Here is an 18,467-nt window from a genome sequence, read left to right as displayed (position 1 = left end):
GCCCTCACGTCCAGCGGCGGCGGAACCGCCACATGATCGCCGCGTTGGCCACCAGCACCACCGCGCAGATCGCGCCGGCCAGCCGGCCGGCGAACACGGCCATCGCCGGGAGCGACGCCCACAGCACGATGGTCAACAACATCAGGTAGCGGCCCCTGCGGGCTCGGACCCGGTGGTCCAGCCGGGCGAAGAAGGCCGGGTCACTCTCCCGGAGCTGACGGGTGATCTGGTCGAACCTGCGCTGATCCTCTTTGCTGAGCATGGCGCTGCCTTCCCCTCACGCGTTCAGCGGTTCGGCGGCATACCCGCTGCGGCGGCGGCTCACGCTCGCCCGCTCCTCCTTTTCCCAGCGTGAGGACACTTCACGTCCGGCTTAGCCGAGCCTTAAGTTTGCCTGTGGTGGTGAACGACGCGGAACGTGTCGCGTACGGCGGCCAGGTCCGATCCGTACCCGGCTGCCGCACGTCCGCCCTGCTGGGAAGGTCGGAGCCCGGCCCGCGTCCCCGGCCTGCCACGAACGCGGTGGTGAGGGCTGTCTTAAGTGCCCTCACCGGCGCGTTCGGCTCACCTTGAAGGCACCTGAGCGCTTGGTTACCTTGCCGTAGCAACCCCCTCAGGCAACAGTCGCCGCACCTGCCGCACCTGCTCGGTCGCAGCTTCCGGCGCTCATCAGAAATCGGGATTGGTACATGGCCGACCAGAATGTGCCACCACGTCGACCGCGGGACGACCGCGGCTGGGACGGACGCCAGCACCACACCTCGGACAGTTACGGCGACCCCACCGCGTCCGCGTCGTACGGATACGACTCGCCCCACCCCTACCAGGGCGGCTACCCGGCGCAGGGGGACCCGCGCGAGCAGTACGGCGACGGGTACGCGCACGCCGGACAACCCGCCCCCGCCCCGCGTGGGCCGCAGTGGGTCGGCCCGGAAGGTCTGGGTCGTCCGGCCCCGGCGCGTCCGGCCGGTGCTGGACTGCCCACCCTGGACGATGACGACGAGCCGGGCCGCAAGGTCGGCCGGCGCAAGGCCATTGTCGCGCTCGGTGGCACCGCCGCCGTCGTGGCCGGTGGCGCGGCGCTCGCCATGACGCCGCAGTTCCGCAGCCTCTTCGGTGACGAGGCGGCCGCGGGCGACGCGACGGGCAACACGGTGACCGACGGGACCGCGGCGCGTCCCAGCGGCCAGCAGCCCAGCACGGTGCGTACCTACACCGAGCAGAACGAGAGCTACATGGGCTCCCGGGCCGGCGAGGCGCTGAAGAAGAACGCGCCGACCGGTGGCCGGACCTTCTCCGGCCCGGCGGCGGCCGCCGCGGAGACCACGGTGACCGTCAAGACGGTGCTCGCCAAGGACCCGATCCTGCACCTGGCCCGGCGGGCCACCTTCGGCGCGACGCCCGCCGTGGTCGCCGACATCAAGCGCCAGGGCATCGACGCGTGGATCCGCGGGCAGCTCGACCCGGACAAGATCGAGCCGAGCAAGGCCGAGCTGAAGCTCGCCGAGCTGCCCACCCAGACGCTCTCGGTGGAGCAGCTGCGGACCCAGCGCGACAAGCTCAACGAGCAGGGCGCCCAGCCGGAGCGTGAGGTGGTCGACGCCACCCTGGCCCGCCAGATCTGGTCGAAGCGCCAGCTGTTCGAGGTCATGGTCGACTTCTGGAACGACTTCCTGCACGTCGCCGCCGACTTCGACGGCGGCGAGGTGTACCGCACGTCGTTCGACAAGGACGTGGTACGCAAGCACGCGCTGGGCAGCTACCCCGAGATGCTGGTCGCGGCGAACAAGCACCCCGCGCTGCTGATCTACCTGAACCAGAAGGACTCCCGCAAGGACGCCATCAACGAGAACCTCGCCCGGGAGAACCTGGAGCTCTACTCGGTCGGCGTCGACGGCGGCTACAAGGAGGGCGACGTCCGGCAGGCGGCCATGCTGCAGACCGGCCGTGGCGTCAACGACAAGGGCGAGTACGTCCTGAACGCCCGGAATCACTACCAGGGCAAGGTGAAGATTCTCGGCTTCACCCACGCGAACACGTTCGGCATCGAGGACAACAAGGAGCCGACGAAGCAGCAGATCGCCGCCGTGGACGCGGCGATCGACAAGTACATCACCTACATCGCGCTGCACCCCTCGACCGCGAAGTACGTGGCGCAGAGCCTCGCGACCCGGTTCGTCTCGGACACCCCGCCGAAGTCCCTCGTGGACCGGCTGGCCAAGTCGTACACCAGCAACAACGGCATGATCAAGCCGGTGCTGATGACGCTGTTCAGCTCGTCGGAGTTCTGGGCGGCGGTGGGTCAGAAGGTGCGCCGGCCGATGGAGTACCTGGTCGCCACGTACCGCACCCTGGGCGTCGCGCCGGAGGCGTCGGCGAAGAACGACAACGGCGACAACAAGCGCACCCCGTTCGCCCGGGGCCTGCGGCAGATCCAGGACAAGCTGCGTGAGCTGGGCCAGTACCCGATGGGTCAGCCCACCCCGGACGGCTACCCCGACGTCTACGTCGCGTGGACCTCGGCCGGCACGATGGTCAACGGCTGGAACGAGGCCGGCGAGATCGTGGCGGGCTACCGCACCGTCTTCACGTACACGGCGCCGGAGAAGCTGGTCGCCAAGCCGCCGGCCACCGCCGGGGCGTACGTGGACGCGCTCTCGATGCGACTGGTCAACCAGAAGCTGAGCACCCGGGAGAAGAACCTGATCCTCGGCGTGGCCGGCGTGCCGGCGACCGCCAAGGTCGATGCCACGTTCAACGGGGCCATCACCGCCGTCGCGCGGGCGATCCTCGCGTCCCCCCAGCACCACCTCCGGTGAGGCACCCGATGGAGAAGACTGTGTACAACTCTTTCCCCCTGCACCCCGAATGCCCGGACCTGCGGCGACTGGCCGACAACCCGGCCGAGGCTCTGTTGCGCGCGGAGGCCGACCTGGTCGCCGCCGAGAACGCGGCCGAGGCCGACCGCTACCGCACGCTGGAGGACCTGGAGGAGGCCCAGCAGGACGGGCGCGGCGTCACCCGGCGGACGTTCGTCGCCGGTGCGGCGGCCACCGCCACCGCCCTGGCCACCGCGCAGTTCGTCACCACCTCGGCGTCGTTCGCGGCGACCAAGACCGGCACGCTGATCCACGTCTTCCTCTACGGCGGCCTGGACGGGCTGAGCCTCGTCGCGCCGGACAACGACCCGGTGCTCGCCAAGGCCCGGCCCGACCTGCTGCTCGGCAACGACTCGCTGGCCCTGAGCCGCGGCTTCAAGCTGACCAGCGCGTTCAAGCCGCTGGAGCAGTACCTCAAGGCCGGTCAGCTGGGCTTCATCCCGGCGGTCTCCGACGAGCGGCTGTCCCGCAGCCACTTCCAGGCCGCGGACGCCTGCAACCTGGGCGGGCTGCCCAACGAGACCGGCGGCCGGGGCTGGCTCGACGGCCTGGTCGACCACCTGGGCAAGGGCACCGCGTTCCGTAGCGTCGGCATCGGCAGCACGCTGCCCCGCTCGCTGGTCGGCAACAACGGCGCGCTGTCGCTGAACAGCGTCGGCTCGCTGCGGCTCAACGGCGACGACAAGTTCCGGGCCGCCACCGAGAAGGCCATCAAGGGGCTCTTCACCGGGATCAACCACCCGGTCGAGGAGGCCGTGCAGGAGGGCATGGGCGCGCTGGCCACGGCGCAAAAGCTCGCCGCCAAGCCGTACCAGCCCGCCGCGGGCGTCAAGTACGAGGGCGTCGGCAACGCGTTCCAGCAGCTCGCGCAGCTGATCAAGGGTGGTGCCAACGTCCGGGTCGCGACCGTCGGCATGGGCGGCTACGACACCCACGAGAACCAGGGCACTCGCGAGGGCGGCCAGCTGCACCGCCGGCTGAACGAGCTGGCAAGCGCGATGGCGGCGTTCTTCACCGACCTCGGCCCGCAGGCCGCCGACGTCACGATCATGGTGTCCAGCGAGTTCGGCCGCCGGGTCAGCTCGAACACCGGCGGCACCGACCACGGCCACGGCGGCGTGGTCACCGTCCTGTCCGGCAAGAAGCTGGCCGGATCGCTGCTCGGCACCTGGAACGGCCTGGACAAGCTGGACTCCGGTGACGTGCCGGAATACAACAACATGTTCAACGTGTACGGCTCCCTGGCGCAGGGCCGCTTCGGGCTCACCAACGCCGAGGTGCAGAAGGTGTTCCCCCGCATGAAGTACGCACCGATGAAGCTGTACGCGTGACGCATTCGCACACCCACGCCGCCGGCCGCCGCACCGGGACGACCTCGTCCTGGCACGGCGGCCGGTCGGCGGAACCCGTACTCCCGCAGATCCCGGCCCGGCGCGGACCCGGCGGCCGGCGGCTGCTGGCCGCGCTGCTCCTGGTCGGGCTGCTCGCCAGCGTGTTGCCCTGGTGGCTGGGCACCCCCGCCGGTTCGCTGCGGACCACCGCGGCCACCGTCACCGCGGCCGGCCGGATCACCGGCCTGATCGCCGGCTACCTGCTCCTGGTGCAGGTGCTCATGATGAGCCGGCTGCCGGTGCTGGAGCGGTGGATCGGCGGCGAGCAGCTCGGCCGCTGGCACCGCGACATCGGCGCGACGCTGCTGGTCGCCGTGCTGTCGCACCTGTCGCTGATCCTCGTCGGGTACGCCGACCTGCGAAACCACTCGGTCCTCGCCGAGGTGGGCACGCTGCTCGGCGGCTACGAGGACATGCTCTCGGCCTTCGTCGCCACCGGCATCATGCTGGTGGTCGGCTTCAGCAGCGTCCGGGCGATCCGCCGGGCGCTGCCCTACGAGGCGTGGCACCTGCTGCACCGGTCGAGCTATCTGGTGCTGCTGCTCGGTTACGGGCACCAGTTCACCCACGGCGCGCAGCTCTACAAGCCGGGCCCGGTGCGGACCGGCTGGATCGCCCTGTACCTGCTGGTGGTCGCCGCCCTGCTCTGGGGTCGGGTGATCGCGCCACTGGCGTTCAACCTGCGTTACCGGCTGCGGGTCGCCGACGTCGTCGCGGAGAGCCCGGACACCATCTCCATCTACCTCACCGGGGAGCGGCTGGGCCGCCTGGAGATGCTCGGCGGGCAGTACTTCCGCTGGCGCTTCCTCACCCCCGGCTGCTGGTGGCAGTCGCACCCGTTCTCCGTCTCGGCCGCCGCCAACGGCCGCTGGCTGCGGCTCACCGTCAAGGTTGTCGGCCGGCACACCGCCGACCTGCGCGACCTGGACCCGGGAACCCGGGTCTGGGCCCACGGCCCGTCGGGCACCTTCACCGCCGCGCACCGGGTGCGCGAGCGGGCGCTGCTGATCGCCGGTGGGAGCGGCATCACGCCCATCCGGGCCATGCTGGAGGAGCTGCCGCCGGGCGCAGCCCTGATCTACCGGGCCCGTACGCCGGCCGACGTGCTGCTCAGCCGGGAACTGGACTGGCTGGCCCAGGAACGGGACACGTCGATCTGGTACGTCATCGGCTCCCGCGACGACCCCGGCCCCCGCCAGCTCATGAGCCCGGACGGGCTGCGCCAACTGGTGCCCGACGTGGCCCGGCGCGACGTCTACCTCTGCGGGCCCTCCGGGCTGGTCGAGCAGTCGGTGCGCGCGCTGCGCCGTGCCGGCGTGCCCCGCCGGCAGATCCACCTGGCCACCTTCGAGCTGTAGGAAGGCATCGCATGCGTCGCGCGTTGTTCGCGATCACCGGTCTGGCCGCCAGCACCACCGCCCTGGTGGTGCTCAAGGGCTCGCCGGGCGCCACCCAGGTCGCCCAGAACCTGCCGACAGCGCAGCCGGTCAACCCCGCCGGGCCGGGCGTCGACCCGAGCGCCGACCCCGAGGCGCCCGGGACCGACCCGGCTGGCGCGGGCCCGAAGCCGTCGGTGACCGCCGGCGCCTCCACGTCGCCCAAGCCCAGCAAGACCACCGCCCGCCCGTCGGGCACGAAGACCACCGCGAAGGCGCCCTCGGCGCCGAAGACCACCACCAAGGCGCCCCAGTCGACCACCCGCCGGGTCACCGGCCCTCCGGTGGACACGGCCAATGGCTACGGGTACGTGCAGGTGCAGATCGTGGTCTCCGGCAGCAAGATCATCGAAGCCACCACCCTGGCGTTGCCGAGCGGCGGCGAGTCCGACATCCACAGCGGCGACGTGCGGGACACGTACAACGGCACCGGCGCTCCCAACACCCCCAGTGAGGTGGTGCGGAAACAGAGCGCCAACCTGAACACCGTCTCCGGCGCCACCGCCACCAGCAACGCCTACAAGAGCTCACTGCGGGCCGCGATCGAGCAGGCATTCTGACGTGCCGGCCGCGATGATCCGACCCGGGCTCTGCCGGGTCGAGCAGATCATGGGTACGACGATCACCCTGGACCTCGCCGACGACCTGCCACCGGGCCGCCTGCACGAACTGGCCGATGACGTCTTCGCCTGGATGCGTGAGGTCGACGGCCGCTTCAGCACGTACAAGGCCGACAGCGAGGTGTGCCGGTTCGACCGGGGCGAGGTGCTGCTCTCCGAGGCGTCGGCGGACCTGCGTTTCGTCCTGGAGGCGTGCGCCGACCTGTGGGGCGCCACCGACGGCTTCTTCGACGCGTACGCCACCGGGCGGCTCGACCCGTCCGGGTTCGTGAAGGGCTGGGCGGCGCAGGTCGCCTCCGACCGGCTGCTCGCCGCCGGCGCGGCGAACCACTGCGTCAACGCCGGCGGTGACGTGCGCGTCCGCGGCTTCTCGCCGACGGGGGAGCCGTGGCGGATCGGCATCCGGCACCCCTGGGACGCGATGGCGACGTGTCTGGTGCTCGCCGGCACCGACCTGGCCGTGGCCACCTCCGGGGTCTACGAGCGGGGTCGGCACGTGCTGGACCCCCGGCGGGGCGCGCCGGCCAGCGGGCTGCGCTCGGTGACGGTGGTCGGCAGCGACCTCGGCGTCGCCGACGCCTACGCCACCGCCGCCCTGGCCATGGGGGCGGCGGGGATCGGCTGGCTGGACCGTCTGGGCGACCACACCCACGCGGTCGTCACCGACGACGCCCGCCAGTTCCACTCCACCGCGCTTCCGCTGACGGTCTAGACGCGTGTCTTCTGGATCCGGGCGCGAGCCGGCGACGATCCGGAGAGACGGTCTAGCGCAGCGGGCGATGGGTGCCGGCGGGGCGGGTGCCGGTGGGGCGGGGCCGCCCGGGGCGCGAGCCGGCCGGGCGGGTGCCCGCCCAGCGGTGCCGCGGATAGCTGCGACGGGGCGGTTCGGTGCCGCCGGGATACGGCGACCTGTCGTCCGTGGACATCGTTCCCCCGTTCGTGGCGCGCGTTCGCGCTGTCACCTGCTCAACGAGCACCGGCCGTCCGGCGACGCTGTCGGTCACCGGATCGAATCGTCGGCCGGGGCCCGGGTCACCTGCCCCGGCGGGGCAGGGGCAGGTGACCCGGGAGCAGGTCGGGGGCGAGCGTCACCCCGCTGGCCCGCAGCGCCTCGATCAGGGTGTTCTGCACCAGGTAGGAGTCCGGAAGCCGCCAGCGGGCCTGCTCCGGGGCGACCGCCCAGCGGACGGTCCCCTCGGGCAGCCGGGTGGGTGGCGCCGGGATCCACGAGCCCGGCCCGTGCCGGACGACGTGGAAGCAGTGCTCCAACTCCGGTCGGAGCGGGTCGCCGGGGCGGACCAGGAACATCCACCGGCCGGTGGGGGTGACCAGCACGGGCCCGCGTACGCCGGTGCCGGCCGGGTGGACCTGCACGGCGTCGAGCACGTGCCGGCCGAGGTGGGCCGGCACCTCCAGCACGTCGAAGGTCCGGCCGGTGGGCAGCAACACCCCGTGCGGGCGGGTGCGCCACCAGGTGGCCACCCGGGCCGGATCGGTGGTGGCGGCCAGCTCCCAGTTCTCCAGGGCGGGGTGGCAGCCCACCGTGGGGCAGCCGGCCCGACCGCACACGAACCGGCTGCGGGCGAGGCAGGCACCGGGGGTCACCTCCCAGCCGTGTACGGCGTACCGGATGGCGACCCGGCGCAGCCGGACGCGTTCCAGCGGCGACAGTTCGGCGACGCGCGGTACGACGTTCCCCCACATGTGTGCCATCTCCCCTCGTCGGGCCCGGCGAACGCCAGGTCGCATGTCGAGCACCGTCACTGCCGTAACCCACGATCGTTGAGGTTGACGAACGGCTCGTGCAACTTGCACGAAAAGTACGAGGACTGGCTGTCCGGCTGACGTACAGGCTGTGCGACCAGCGAAAACTGCAAGACGAACGACGGATCGCCGCACCCGCGGACATCGCCGCCAACCGATGGGTGGCGGCGGCAGGGGAGGGATGGGGAGATGGACGAGCTACCCATTGGACGGCGAGTGGCCTACTGGCGGGGGCGACGCAAGATGTCGCAGCAGGTCTTCGCCGACCGTCTGGGCAAGTCGAAGAGCTGGGTGGACAAGGTCGAGCGGGGCGTCCGCCGGCTGGACAAGTTCTCCGTCCTCTACGAGATCGCCGACATCCTGCAGATGGACGTGCAACTGCTGCTGGGCCGTGACCCGGAGCGGCGTACCGACGCGCTGAACTGCATCGACCAGGTCGAGGTGCAGGAGATCCGGGCCGCCCTGGAGCGGTACGACTCGATGAGCGCCTACTTCGACGCCGTGCCGTACCCGCCTCCGCTGGACGACATGCGCAAGGCCGTCAACCACGCCTGGCTCACCTACCAGTACGGCCGCTACGGGATGCTCACCCGGGCGCTGCCCAAGCTGCTGCGCGACGCTCAGGCGGCCGACGCCGCCTACGGGGGAGCGCAGGCGCCGGAGGCGGCCCACCTGCTCGGGCAGGTCTACCAGATCGCCTCGTCGGTGCTGCGCAAGCTCGGCGAGTGCGAGCTGGCCTGGCTGGCCGCCGACCGGTCGATGGCGGTGGCCCAGCGGGCCGACGACCCGCTGCTGGCCGGCATCGCCACCACCCGGGTCTGCAACGCCCTGGTCGCCATGGGTCGGGCCCGGCCGGCGCTGGAGCTGAACGTCCAGATCGCCAACCGGCTGGCTCCCGGCGGCAGCAACGAGGTCTCCCCGGCCCGGCTGTCCGTCTACGGGATGCTGCTGTTGCAGGGGGCCATGGCCGCGTCCCGGATCGGCGACTCGGCCAGCGTCGACGACCTGATCAACTGCGCGCAGGAGGCCGCCACCCTGCTCGGCGGCGACCACAACCACTACTGGACCTCGTTCGGCCCGACGAACGTCGAGTTGCACCGGGCCGCCGCCGCCGTCGAGTTGGGTGACGGGGGCCGCGCGGTGGAGGTGCACCAGGTACGCATCGTGGAGCCCGCGTTCAACGCGTTGCTGCCCGAGCGCCGCGCCCACCACCTGCTCGACATCGCCCGGGGGTACGCCCAGATCGGCGACGTGGCGAACGCCGGCGAGATGCTGCTGCTCGGCGATCGGCTCGCGCCGTCGGAGATCCGCTGCCGGCCGATCGCCCACGAGGTGATGTCGGACGTCCTTCGTCGCACACGTGGTGCGCCGCCTTCTCCGGTAGCGGAGTTGGCTGAGCACATGGGAGTAGGGGTATGAGCGCGGAGCCGGCTTGATGACCGGCGCACCACACACCAGCGAGCACCGTGCGGTGCTCTACGTCATCGCCTGCGGTTCGCCGCTGGCCCGCCACGTCGGCCGTCTGGTCGAGCTGGCCCAGTCGGATGACTGGGACGTCTGCGTGATCACCACGCCGGACGGCGCCAAGTTCGTCGACCGCCCGGCCCTGGTCCGGCAGACCGGCCACCCGGTGCGGACGCACTACAAGAATCCCGGCGACCCGGACGTGCTGCCGCCCGCCGATGCCATGATCGTCTGCCCGGCGACCGTGAACACGGTCAACAAGTGGGCGGCCGGCATCGCCGACACCCTCGCTCTCGGGCTGCTCGTCGAGGCGCAGGGCAAGGGCGTTCCGATCGTCGCGGTGCCGTACACCAATGTCGCGATGGCCGCCCACCCGGCGTTCCGGGCCGGTGTGGCCCGGCTGGCCGACTGGGGCGTCACGGTGCTCTTCGGTGATCATGTGGTCGCCCTGCACCCGCCCGGGACGGGTGAGCAGCATCTGCACGCGTTCCCCTGGCAGATGCCGCTGGCCGCGCTGCGGACCGTCGCGTACCGGGCCGCCTGAGCGCCCGCCGGTCGCCTCCCACGGGTCGACAGACCGGCGCGGCCGGGCCGGGCGTCGCCGCCCGAAGGTCCCCGCGCCGGTAAGCTGGCCCGCCGTGAGCATCAGCGCATCCACAGCCACGGTGACGGACGTCGTCGCCGAGTTGGAACGGCGCTATCCGCCGAGCTGGGCCGAGGAGTGGGACCGCGTCGGCCTGGTGCTCGGCGAGCCGACCGCCCAGGTCCGCCGGGTGCTCTGCGTGGTCGACGTGGTGCCCGAGACGGTCGCCGAGGCGCTGGCCGTCGGCGCGGACATGATCGTCGCGCATCACCCGCTGCTGCTGCGGGGGGTCTCCTCGGTCGCTGCGACGACAGTCAAGGGGCGGATCGTCCACCAGCTGATCCGGGCCGGCGTGGCGCTGTACGTGGCGCACACCAACGCCGACGTCGCGTCCCCCGGCGTCTCCGACGCCCTCGCCGCCCGGTTCGGCCTGACCGGGCTGCGCCCGTTGCAGCGGCCGGCGACCGGCTCTCCCGCCCACGGCGACGACCGGGGCATCGGCCGGATCGGGGAGTTGCCCCGTCCGATGACCCTCGCCGAGCTGACCCGGCACGCCGCAGCCGTGCTTCCCGTCACGTCCTGGGGAGTTCGCGCCGCGGGGCATCCCGGGCGTATGGTTCGTACCCTCGCCGTCAGCGGTGGGTCGGGGGACAGCTTCCTCGGCGCCGCGACCGCCGCCGGGGTGGACGCGTTTCTCACCTCCGACCTGCGGCACCATCCGGCCAGCGAGCACCTCGCCGCCGATGGTCCCGCCCTGATCGACGCCGCCCACTGGGCGACCGAACGACCGTGGCTGGACGACCTGGCCGCCCTCCTGCGAGAGGCGCCGGGCGTCGAGACGCTGGTGTCCGACCTGGACACCGATCCGTGGACCATGCACGCCGCCGCACCCGTTGTGGACGACAAGGAGCCCGACCGTGAAGGCTAACCCCCAGGTCCAGCGCCGCCTGCTCGACCTTCAGGCGATCGACACCAACCTCGCCCAGCTCGCGCACCGCCGCCGCTCGCTGCCGGAGCGGGCCGAACTGGAGGCGCTGGCCCGGGAGTTGTCGTCGCTGGAGGACGAGCGGGTTCGCGCCCAGGTCGCGGTCGACGACCTGGACCGGGACATCGCCCGCCTGGAGAAGGACGTCGAGCAGGTGCGGGCCCGCAAGGAGAAGGACCAGAACCGACTCGCCGCCGGCACCGGCCCGGCCCGGGAGCTGGAGGCGCTCCAGCACGAGCTGGCCTCGCTCAACCGGCGCCAGGGCGACCTGGAGGACGCCGAGCTGGAGCTGATGGAGCAGCGGGAGACCGCGCAGGGCGTGCTGGACGGCGTGGAGCAGCGGCTGGCCGACACCCGGGAGAAGCGGGCCGCCACCGAGCAGCGCCGCGACGACGCGCTGGCCGAGATCGCCAAGGAGGAGGAGTTCAAGCGGGGGGCCCGGCAGCCGCTCGCGGCCGACCTCCCGGCCGAGCTGGTCACCCTCTACGACAAGATCCGCGCGGACACCGGGTTGGGCGCGGCGCTGCTCACCGCCGGCCGCTGCGGCGGCTGCCGGCTGGACATCTCCGGCGCCGACCTGGCCCGCATCCGCAAGGCGGCCCCGGACGACGTGGTCCGCTGCGAGGACTGCCGGCGGATCATGGTCCGTACCAACGAGTCGGGCCTGTAGGTCGTGGCGCCGCGCGTGGTCGTCGTCGAGGCCGACGGCGGGTCCCGGGGCAACCCGGGGCCGGCCGGCTACGGCGCGGTGGTGCGCGACCCGGAGACCGGCGAGGTGCTCGCCGAGCGCTCCGAGTCGCTGGGTACGGCGACCAACAACGTCGCCGAGTACCAGGGCCTGATCGCCGGTCTGCGGGCCGCCGCCGAGTTGGGCGCCGCCGAGGTGGACGTCCGGATGGACTCCAAGCTGGTGGTCGAGCAGATGTGCGGCCGGTGGCAGATCAAGCACCCGGGCCTGCGGCCGCTCGCCGCCCAGGCGGCCACGCTTGTGGGTCGCTTCGGCGCGGTCCGCTTCACCTGGATCCCCCGCGAGCAGAACCGACACGCCGATGCGCTGGCCAACGCCGCCATGGACGCCGCCGCCGGCCGACCCACCCCGCCGCCGGCCTCCCTCGGCGCACCGGCCTCGGCCAGCGCCCCGGCCGGGGGTGCCACGACGGGCAGCGACCCGGCCACCGCGCCGGCCTCCTGGGAGCCCCGCCCGAGCTTCACGGCCACCCGCCTGATCCTCGTGCGGCACGGCGAGACCGCGTACACCGAGCAGGGCCGCTACTCCGGCCGCGGCGACGTGCCGCTCTCCGAGCGCGGCCGGGCCCAGGCCCGCGCCACCGGCGCCCGGGTGGCCGCGCTGGCCCCGTCCGTCGCGGCCGTGCTCAGCTCACCCCTGTCCCGGTGTACGGCCACCGCCGCGGCGATCGCCGGGGCGCTCGGTGACGTGCCGGTCCGCACCGAGACCGACCTGATCGAGTGCGACTTCGGGCAGTGGGAGGGGCGCACCTTCGCCGAGGTACGCCAGGAGTGGCCGGGGGAGATGGACGCCTGGCTCGCCTCGCCGCGGATCGCCCCGCCGGGCGGCGAATCGTTCACGCAGGTGGCCGAACGCGTCCACCGGGTCGTCAACGCGCTGCCGGCGGCGTACCCCGGGGAGACCGTGGTGGTCGTCTCGCACGTCTCGCCGATCAAGCTGGCGCTGCGCGACGCCCTCGCCGCCAGCGACGCCTTCCTGCACCGGCTCTTTTTGGACGCGGCCGGCATCTCGGTGCTCGACATGTGGCCCGACGGCGGCATCGCGGTCCGCACGGTCAACGACACCGCGCACCTGCCCGCCGCCTGAGCCGCGCCCCTCCGGCACCCGTCGCACGTCGCCCGCCAGCGGAACGGTCGCGCCGTTCGGCGCAGCCGGTGCGCCGTTCGGCGCAGAGCCGTCCGCGCGCTGATCGTGACGGCGGTCACAGAGTCGTAGCCTCCGGCCGTTACATCGAGTGCCACGACTCCCCGGAGGTGTGTCAGATGCCTGCACCGGAACCGGAGGCGCCCACCACGGCGCCAACCCGGGCGAAGGACCACAGTCCCTGGAACTGGTTGCTCTTCCTCCCCATCGTGGTGCCGCTGATCCCGGCGTTCTTCAACGGCGACGCGCCCCGGATCTTCGGGTTCCCGCGCTACTACTGGCTGCAACTGGCCTGGATCCTGCTCGGCGTCTCCACGACGACGCTGGTCTACCAGATGACCAAGAAGCGGGGTGAGCACTGATGTGGCGTGACCATCTCACCGAGATCATCGTCTTCTCCCTGCTGTTCCTGCTGGTCAGCGCGATGGGCTTCGTGGCCGCGCGGTGGCGGCGGCCGAAGGACATGGCGCACCTCGACGAGTGGGGCCTGGGCGGGCGCAGCTTCGGCGGCTGGATCACCTGGTTCCTGGTCGGCGGTGACCTCTACACCGCGTACACCTTCGTGGCGGTGCCGGCGTTGATGTTCGGAGCCGGGGCGGCCGGGTTCTTCGCGGTGCCGTACACGATCGTCGTCTACCCGCTGGTCTTCCTGGTGCTGATCCGGCTCTGGTCGGTCTCGCACCGGCACGGCTTCGTCACCCCGGCCGACTTCGTCCGTACGCGGTTCGACTCGCCGGTGCTGGCGCTGCTGATCGCGATCACCGGCATCGTGGCCACGATGCCCTACATCGCGCTGCAACTGGTGGGCATCGAGGCGGTCCTCAAGACGATGGGGGTCACGGGTGAGAGCACCCTGGCCCGGCACCTGCCGATCATCATCGCGTTCGCCATCCTGGCGGCGTACACCTACCAGTCGGGGCTGCGCGCCCCGGCGCTGATCGCGTTCGTCAAGGACAGCCTGATCTACATCGTGATCCTGGTGGCGGTCATCTACCTGCCGTACAAGCTCGGTGGCTGGGGCGACATCTTCGACGCGGCGGACGCGAAGTTCCAGGCGTCACCGAACCCGAACGACGGCATCCTGCTCAACGGCAACAACCAGCTGCAGTACGTCACGTTGGCGTTCGGCTCGGCGCTGGCGCTGTTCCTCTACCCGCACAGCATCACCGGCGTGCTGGCCAGCCGGAACCGCGACGTGATCAAGCGCAACATGTCGGCGCTGCCGGCGTACAGCCTGCTGCTCGGTCTGATCGCGTTGCTCGGCTACATGGCCATCGCGGCCGGGGTGAAGCCGCTGGCGGGAGCGTCGGCCGGCAGCGTCGACAACAACACGATCGTGCCGCTGCTGTTCGACCAGCAGTTCCCGGACTGGTTCGCCGGGGTCGCGTACGCCGCCATCGGCATCGGCGCGCTGGTGCCGGCGGCGATCATGTCGATCGCGGCGGCGAACCTGTTCACCCGCAACATCTACAAGGAGTACCTGAAGCGGGACGCCTCCCCGGCGCAGGAGGCGAACGTCTCGAAGGTCGCCTCGCTGGTGGTCAAGGTCGGGGCCGTGGCCTGCATCGTGTTCCTCGACCCGCAGTTCTCGATCGACCTCCAGCTCATCGGCGGCGTGATCATCCTGCAGACGCTGCCGGCCGTGGCGCTGGGCCTCTACACCCGCTGGTTCCACCGGACCGCCCTGATCGCCGGCTGGGTCGCCGGGATGGGGCTCGGCATGTGGATGCTCTACCAGGTGGCCAGCCCCACCCGGAAGCACTTCGGCGGGTCGGCGTTCCCGCTGGAGAAGTTCGGGTTCGACACGCCCAAGACGATCTACGTCGGCATCGTGGCCGTGCTGGTCAACCTGGCGGTCGCCGCGCTGTTGACGCTGGTCCTGCGGGCCACCAAGGCGCCCGAGGGAGTCGACGGCACCACGCCGGACGACTACTTCGCCGACGAGGGCGACCCCCGCATCACCCCCGGCGTCGACCGCGACGCCGACTCGGCCCGCGAACCGGTCGCCTGACCCCGTTCCCCGTTCCCGTTCCCCGTTCCCCGGGCGCCCGCCGCGAGGTCGGCGCCCGGGGTGCCCGGCAGGCCCGTCGCCCGCTCGCGCCGTCGCCTGTCGCGCCGTCGCCTCAAGATCGTGCTCGATCCTTGTTGTAGTGGTGTCGGGCCCTGGGGATGCCACTACAACAAGGATGTTGCGCGATCTAGGCGGTCGAAGGGTCACGCGTCGTCCGGGACCCGGGCGGTGGCGGGTCAGCGGGGATGGGTTAGCGGCGGTTGCGGTCCACCAGGGCCTGGTTGAGGCGGCCCAGCAGGGTCGCCAGGGCGGCCCGGTCCTCGGCGCTCCAGTCGGCCAGCATGTCGCCGTAGAGCCGGGTGCGGGCGGCCTGCACGGCGGCCATCCGCTGTAGCCCGGCCGGGGTGGGGGAGATGACCGTCCCGCGGCCGTCCGTCGGGTCGGGGGCGCGGACGATCAGGCCGTCGCGTTGCAGGGCGGAGACCTGCCGGGTCACCGTCGAGCCGTCCAGGTTGAGTCGCGCGGCGAGGGCGGAGACGTTCTGCGGGCCGGCGGCGTCCAGGTGCCGCAGGATGACGTACGCCGCGCGGTCGAGCACCCGGTGCTCGGCGGTGCCGGTGGCCCGCCGGGTGGCCTCGCCGAAGCGCATCAACAGGGCCACCTCGGTCTCGATCCGGCCGAGGGTGCTCTCGTGGTCGTCGCTCATAGCTGTATGATACAGGGTAAGTACCTGTACGATACAGCTAATTGGGGAGTCGGAGTGGATCGGTCATCCGAACCAAACCGCAGTGCCATCTACGCCACCACACTGGTGGCCTTCCTCGCGATCGCCGGCATCGCCGTGGTCGACCCGATCCTGCCGGCCATCGGCGACGCGATCGGGGTCACCGCCTGGCAGGTCGAGTTGCTGTTCACCGCGTACATCGCGGTCATGGCCCTCGGCATGATCCCGGCGACGCTCGCCAGCGGCCGGTTCGGTTTCAAGCCGGTCCTGATCACCGGGGTCTCGGTGGTCGGGCTGGCCGCCATCCTCGCCTCGTTCAGCGACAACATCGTGCAGCTGTCCGTGCTGCGCGGCGTCTGGGGGCTGGGCAACGCGATGTTCTTCGCCACCGCCATGGTGGTGCTGGTCAACCTGGCCGTCGACCGGGAGTGGGTGGTCGGCCTGTTCGAGACAGCCCTCGGTCTCGGCTTCGCCGTCGGCCCGCTGATCGGCGGCCTGCTCGGCCAGGTCTCCTGGCGGCTGCCGTTCTTCGTCTGCGGCGTGTTCATGGTGCTCGCGCTCGGCGTGGCCGCCCGCAAGCTGCGCGAACCCACCAACCGGCAGGCCCCGGTACGCGTCGGCCAGATCTTCGCCACCTACCGCCGACCGGCGTTCATCGCCCTCTGCGTGGTGACCGCCGCGTACAACTTCGTGTTCTTCGTCGTGCTCGGCTACACGCCGCTCTTCCTCGGCCTGGACGTCGTCCCGCTGGGGCTCGCGTTCACCGGCTGGGGGCTCGGCCTGGCCACCGGCATCCTGGTGATCGGCCACCGGCTGGCCCACCGGATCGGCGCGGTGCAGACCGTCGGCGTGGCCATCGCCGGCCTGCTGGTCTGCATGGTCCTCTTCGCCACCTCCACCAGCACCGCCGAGGCGCTCGTGGTGCTCGTGCTCGCCGGCCTCTGCATGGGTCTGGCCAACGCCAACCTCACCGACCTGGCGCTCGGCCTCGGCTCCAGCGACCGCAGGCTCGCCACCGGCGCGTTCAACCTGGTCCGCTGGGGCGCCGCCGCGCCCGCGCCGATCATCTCCGGCAAGCTCGCCGAGCGCTCGCTGTCGCTGCCGTTCTGGGTCGGCTTCGGTGTGCTCGCCGTCGGTGTGCTGGTCTACCTGGCCTTCGCGCACGTGATGGCCGCCGGCTACGGCGAGCGGGTGCTGTGGTCCCGCTGGAACCGCAGCGCCGCGAGTGCCGAGAACACCGCGGAGGAGCCGGTCGGCGAGGCGTACTGACCCCCGGCCCCCGGCCGGGGCCGTTGCGCCGTTCGAGATCCGCGCACTTTCGGGGATATTGCTGCCTCCGGGTTCGCCGAGGCAGCAACATCCCGGAAGTTGCGCGGATCTTGGCGTTGACGCCGCTCAGTGCAGGGCACGCCAGAGCAGGTAGAGGCCGATCGTCGTACCGAACACCACGATCAGCGTCTTGAGCAGCACCGGCGGCAGCCGACGGACGAGCCGGGCGCCCGCGTACCCCCCGATCAGCGTCGCCGGCGCGACGACCGCGACCGCCGCCCAGTTCACCGGGCCGAACAGGGCGAACACCACAAGCGTCGTGAGCCCCACCAATGCGGAGAGCAGATTCTTGATGGCGCTCACCCGCGCCAGCGTCGCGTCCAGCACCAGAGCCAGGCCGGCGACCAGCATCACCCCGAGCGCCGCGCCGAAGTACCCGCCGTACACCGCGCCGAGCGCGACCATCGTCTGCACCGCGACCGTCCGCCGCCGTGGCGACAGGTCGCGGGGGTGACCGACCAGCCGGCGCAGCGGGTCCTGGAAGGCCAGGACCGCGGTCGCGCCGAGGACCAGAAACGGTACGACCAGCTCGAACGCGCGGGCCGGGGTGGCCAGCAACAGCAGCGCCCCGACGATCGTGCCCACGATGGTGGTGGGCACCAGCGTGGCCAGCGCCCGAGGGCGCGGCAGGTCCTGCCGGCTGCCCGCCACGCTGGCCACGTACCCAGGGAACACGGCGACGGAGTTGCTCACGTTCGCCGGCACCGGCGGCAACCCGACCGCGATCATCGCCGGGAAGGTGATCAGCGAACCGCCACCGGCCACCGCGTTGACCGTGCCAGCGGCGAGACCGGCGGCGAGCAGCAGCGCGGCGTGGGAGAGATCCATAGCCCCACGAGGCTAGCCGCCGCCTTTTAGGCTGGCGTCGCCGGATCGCCTATGAGCTGCCCGATCTTGCCCAGGCGGGGCGGCAATACTGGAAGAGCGTCCGTCGTTAGGATGGGAGCGCGACGGACGAGTCGACCGGGCGGTCGCGTCGGCGGGCTCCGGCCCGCCGCCGAGGAACGTCCGGACTCCACAGGGCAGGGTGGTTGTTAACGGCAACCCGGGGCGACCCGCGGGACAGTGCCACAGAAAACAGACCGCCGACCCCAACGGGGACGGTAAGGGTGAAACGGTGGGGTAAGAGCCCACCAGCACCCCGGGTGACCGGGGTGGCTCGGTAAACCCCACCCGGAGCAAGGCCAAGCAAGGGCCGTCACCGCAAGATGACGACCCGGCGCAGACGCTTGAGGGCTGCCCGCCCGATGTCTGCGGGTAGGCCGCTAGAGCCTGCCGGCAACGGCAGGCCGAGATGGATGGCCGCCGCCGGCGCAAACCCCTCGGGGTACGCGCCGCGCACAGAATCCGGCGTACAGGTCGACTCGTCCGTCGCCCACCAGCTCAGAGA

Annotated in this window: 17 protein-coding genes and 1 other RNA gene; 14 read left to right on the top strand and 4 right to left on the bottom strand. The window is 71.8% G+C overall.

Going from position 1 to position 18,467, the window contains the following annotated elements; all coding sequences use genetic code 11:
• Positions 1 to 4: 4 nt before the first annotated feature.
• Positions 5 to 262, bottom strand: a complete 258-nt coding sequence (locus ABZT87_RS11005; RefSeq protein ID WP_234586377.1) for a DUF3040 domain-containing protein — start codon at positions 260 to 262, stop codon at positions 5 to 7.
• A gap of 427 nt (positions 263 to 689) precedes the next feature.
• On the opposite strand from ABZT87_RS11005, the gene ABZT87_RS11000 reads away from it, so the two are divergent.
• From ABZT87_RS11000 to ABZT87_RS10980, 5 genes are read left to right on the top strand one after another with little or no spacing between them, the layout of a single operon-like run.
• Positions 690 to 2,819 (top strand): DUF1800 family protein, encoded by a 2,130-nt coding sequence (locus tag ABZT87_RS11000; RefSeq protein ID WP_355135071.1) that lies wholly within the window; start codon positions 690 to 692, stop codon positions 2,817 to 2,819.
• A gap of 8 nt (positions 2,820 to 2,827) precedes the next feature.
• Positions 2,828 to 4,210, top strand: coding sequence for a DUF1501 domain-containing protein (locus ABZT87_RS10995; protein WP_355064268.1), 1,383 nt, complete (start codon positions 2,828 to 2,830; stop codon positions 4,208 to 4,210).
• On the top strand, positions 4,207 to 5,628 hold the full coding sequence (locus ABZT87_RS10990) for a ferredoxin reductase family protein (protein ID WP_355135069.1): 1,422 nt from the start codon (positions 4,207 to 4,209) through the stop codon (positions 5,626 to 5,628). The genes ABZT87_RS10995 and ABZT87_RS10990 overlap by 4 nt, the downstream gene beginning before the upstream one ends.
• 11 nt (positions 5,629 to 5,639) lie before the next feature.
• On the top strand, positions 5,640 to 6,266 hold the full coding sequence (locus ABZT87_RS10985) for an FMN-binding protein (RefSeq protein WP_355135067.1): 627 nt from the start codon (positions 5,640 to 5,642) through the stop codon (positions 6,264 to 6,266).
• A 49-nt stretch (positions 6,267 to 6,315) separates the two neighbouring features.
• Positions 6,316 to 7,038: an FAD:protein FMN transferase gene (locus ABZT87_RS10980; protein WP_354856685.1), complete on the top strand. Its 723-nt coding sequence runs from the start codon at positions 6,316 to 6,318 to the stop codon at positions 7,036 to 7,038.
• 320 nt (positions 7,039 to 7,358) lie between these two features.
• Here the strand turns inward: ABZT87_RS10980 and ABZT87_RS10975 are convergent, their stop codons facing one another.
• Complete coding sequence (locus tag ABZT87_RS10975; RefSeq protein ID WP_354856687.1) at positions 7,359 to 8,030, bottom strand: bifunctional DNA primase/polymerase; 672 nt, start codon at positions 8,028 to 8,030, stop codon at positions 7,359 to 7,361.
• Between the two features lie 249 nt (positions 8,031 to 8,279).
• Here ABZT87_RS10975 and ABZT87_RS10970 point away from each other — a divergent pair, with 249 nt between their 5' ends.
• From ABZT87_RS10970 to mctP, 7 genes are all read left to right on the top strand, one after another.
• On the top strand, positions 8,280 to 9,509 hold the full coding sequence (locus tag ABZT87_RS10970) for a helix-turn-helix domain-containing protein (protein ID WP_355064271.1): 1,230 nt from the start codon (positions 8,280 to 8,282) through the stop codon (positions 9,507 to 9,509).
• Positions 9,510 to 9,525: 16 nt separating this feature from the next.
• Entirely contained in the window at positions 9,526 to 10,098 is a 573-nt protein-coding gene (locus tag ABZT87_RS10965; protein ID WP_354856600.1) for a flavoprotein, read from the top strand.
• Positions 10,099 to 10,192: 94 nt separating this feature from the next.
• On the top strand, positions 10,193 to 11,065 hold the full coding sequence (locus tag ABZT87_RS10960) for a Nif3-like dinuclear metal center hexameric protein (protein ID WP_355135065.1): 873 nt from the start codon (positions 10,193 to 10,195) through the stop codon (positions 11,063 to 11,065).
• Positions 11,055 to 11,792 (top strand): C4-type zinc ribbon domain-containing protein, encoded by a 738-nt coding sequence (locus ABZT87_RS10955; RefSeq protein ID WP_355135063.1) that lies wholly within the window; start codon positions 11,055 to 11,057, stop codon positions 11,790 to 11,792. Before ABZT87_RS10960 ends, ABZT87_RS10955 begins: the two co-directional genes overlap by 11 nt.
• A gap of 3 nt (positions 11,793 to 11,795) precedes the next feature.
• Complete coding sequence (locus ABZT87_RS10950; protein WP_355135061.1) at positions 11,796 to 12,956, top strand: bifunctional RNase H/acid phosphatase; 1,161 nt, start codon at positions 11,796 to 11,798, stop codon at positions 12,954 to 12,956.
• A gap of 176 nt (positions 12,957 to 13,132) precedes the next feature.
• Complete coding sequence (locus ABZT87_RS10945) at positions 13,133 to 13,375, top strand: DUF3311 domain-containing protein (protein ID WP_354856610.1); 243 nt, start codon at positions 13,133 to 13,135, stop codon at positions 13,373 to 13,375.
• Positions 13,375 to 15,024, top strand: coding sequence for a monocarboxylate uptake permease MctP (gene mctP / locus ABZT87_RS10940; protein ID WP_355135059.1), 1,650 nt, complete (start codon positions 13,375 to 13,377; stop codon positions 15,022 to 15,024). Before ABZT87_RS10945 ends, mctP begins: the two co-directional genes overlap by 1 nt.
• 250 nt (positions 15,025 to 15,274) lie before the next feature.
• Here mctP and ABZT87_RS10935 read toward each other — a convergent pair whose 3' ends face one another.
• Positions 15,275 to 15,730 (bottom strand): MarR family transcriptional regulator, encoded by a 456-nt coding sequence (locus tag ABZT87_RS10935; protein ID WP_355135057.1) that lies wholly within the window; start codon positions 15,728 to 15,730, stop codon positions 15,275 to 15,277.
• 54 nt (positions 15,731 to 15,784) lie between these two features.
• Between ABZT87_RS10935 and ABZT87_RS10930 the strand changes: the two genes are divergently transcribed.
• Complete coding sequence (locus tag ABZT87_RS10930) at positions 15,785 to 17,017, top strand: MFS transporter (protein ID WP_354856616.1); 1,233 nt, start codon at positions 15,785 to 15,787, stop codon at positions 17,015 to 17,017.
• Between the two features lie 126 nt (positions 17,018 to 17,143).
• Here the strand turns inward: ABZT87_RS10930 and ABZT87_RS10925 are convergent, their stop codons facing one another.
• Positions 17,144 to 17,905 (bottom strand): sulfite exporter TauE/SafE family protein, encoded by a 762-nt coding sequence (locus ABZT87_RS10925; protein WP_354856618.1) that lies wholly within the window; start codon positions 17,903 to 17,905, stop codon positions 17,144 to 17,146.
• A gap of 127 nt (positions 17,906 to 18,032) precedes the next feature.
• Here ABZT87_RS10925 and rnpB point away from each other — a divergent pair.
• An RNA gene (rnpB, locus tag ABZT87_RS10920) (RNase P RNA component class A) lies at positions 18,033 to 18,448 on the top strand.
• Positions 18,449 to 18,467 lie beyond the last annotated feature (19 nt).

It is taken from the genome of Micromonospora sp. NPDC005237 (assembly GCF_040607775.1).
Classification (GTDB): Bacteria; Actinomycetota; Actinomycetes; order Mycobacteriales; family Micromonosporaceae; genus Micromonospora.
This window is presented reverse-complemented; position numbering and strand designations above follow the sequence as displayed.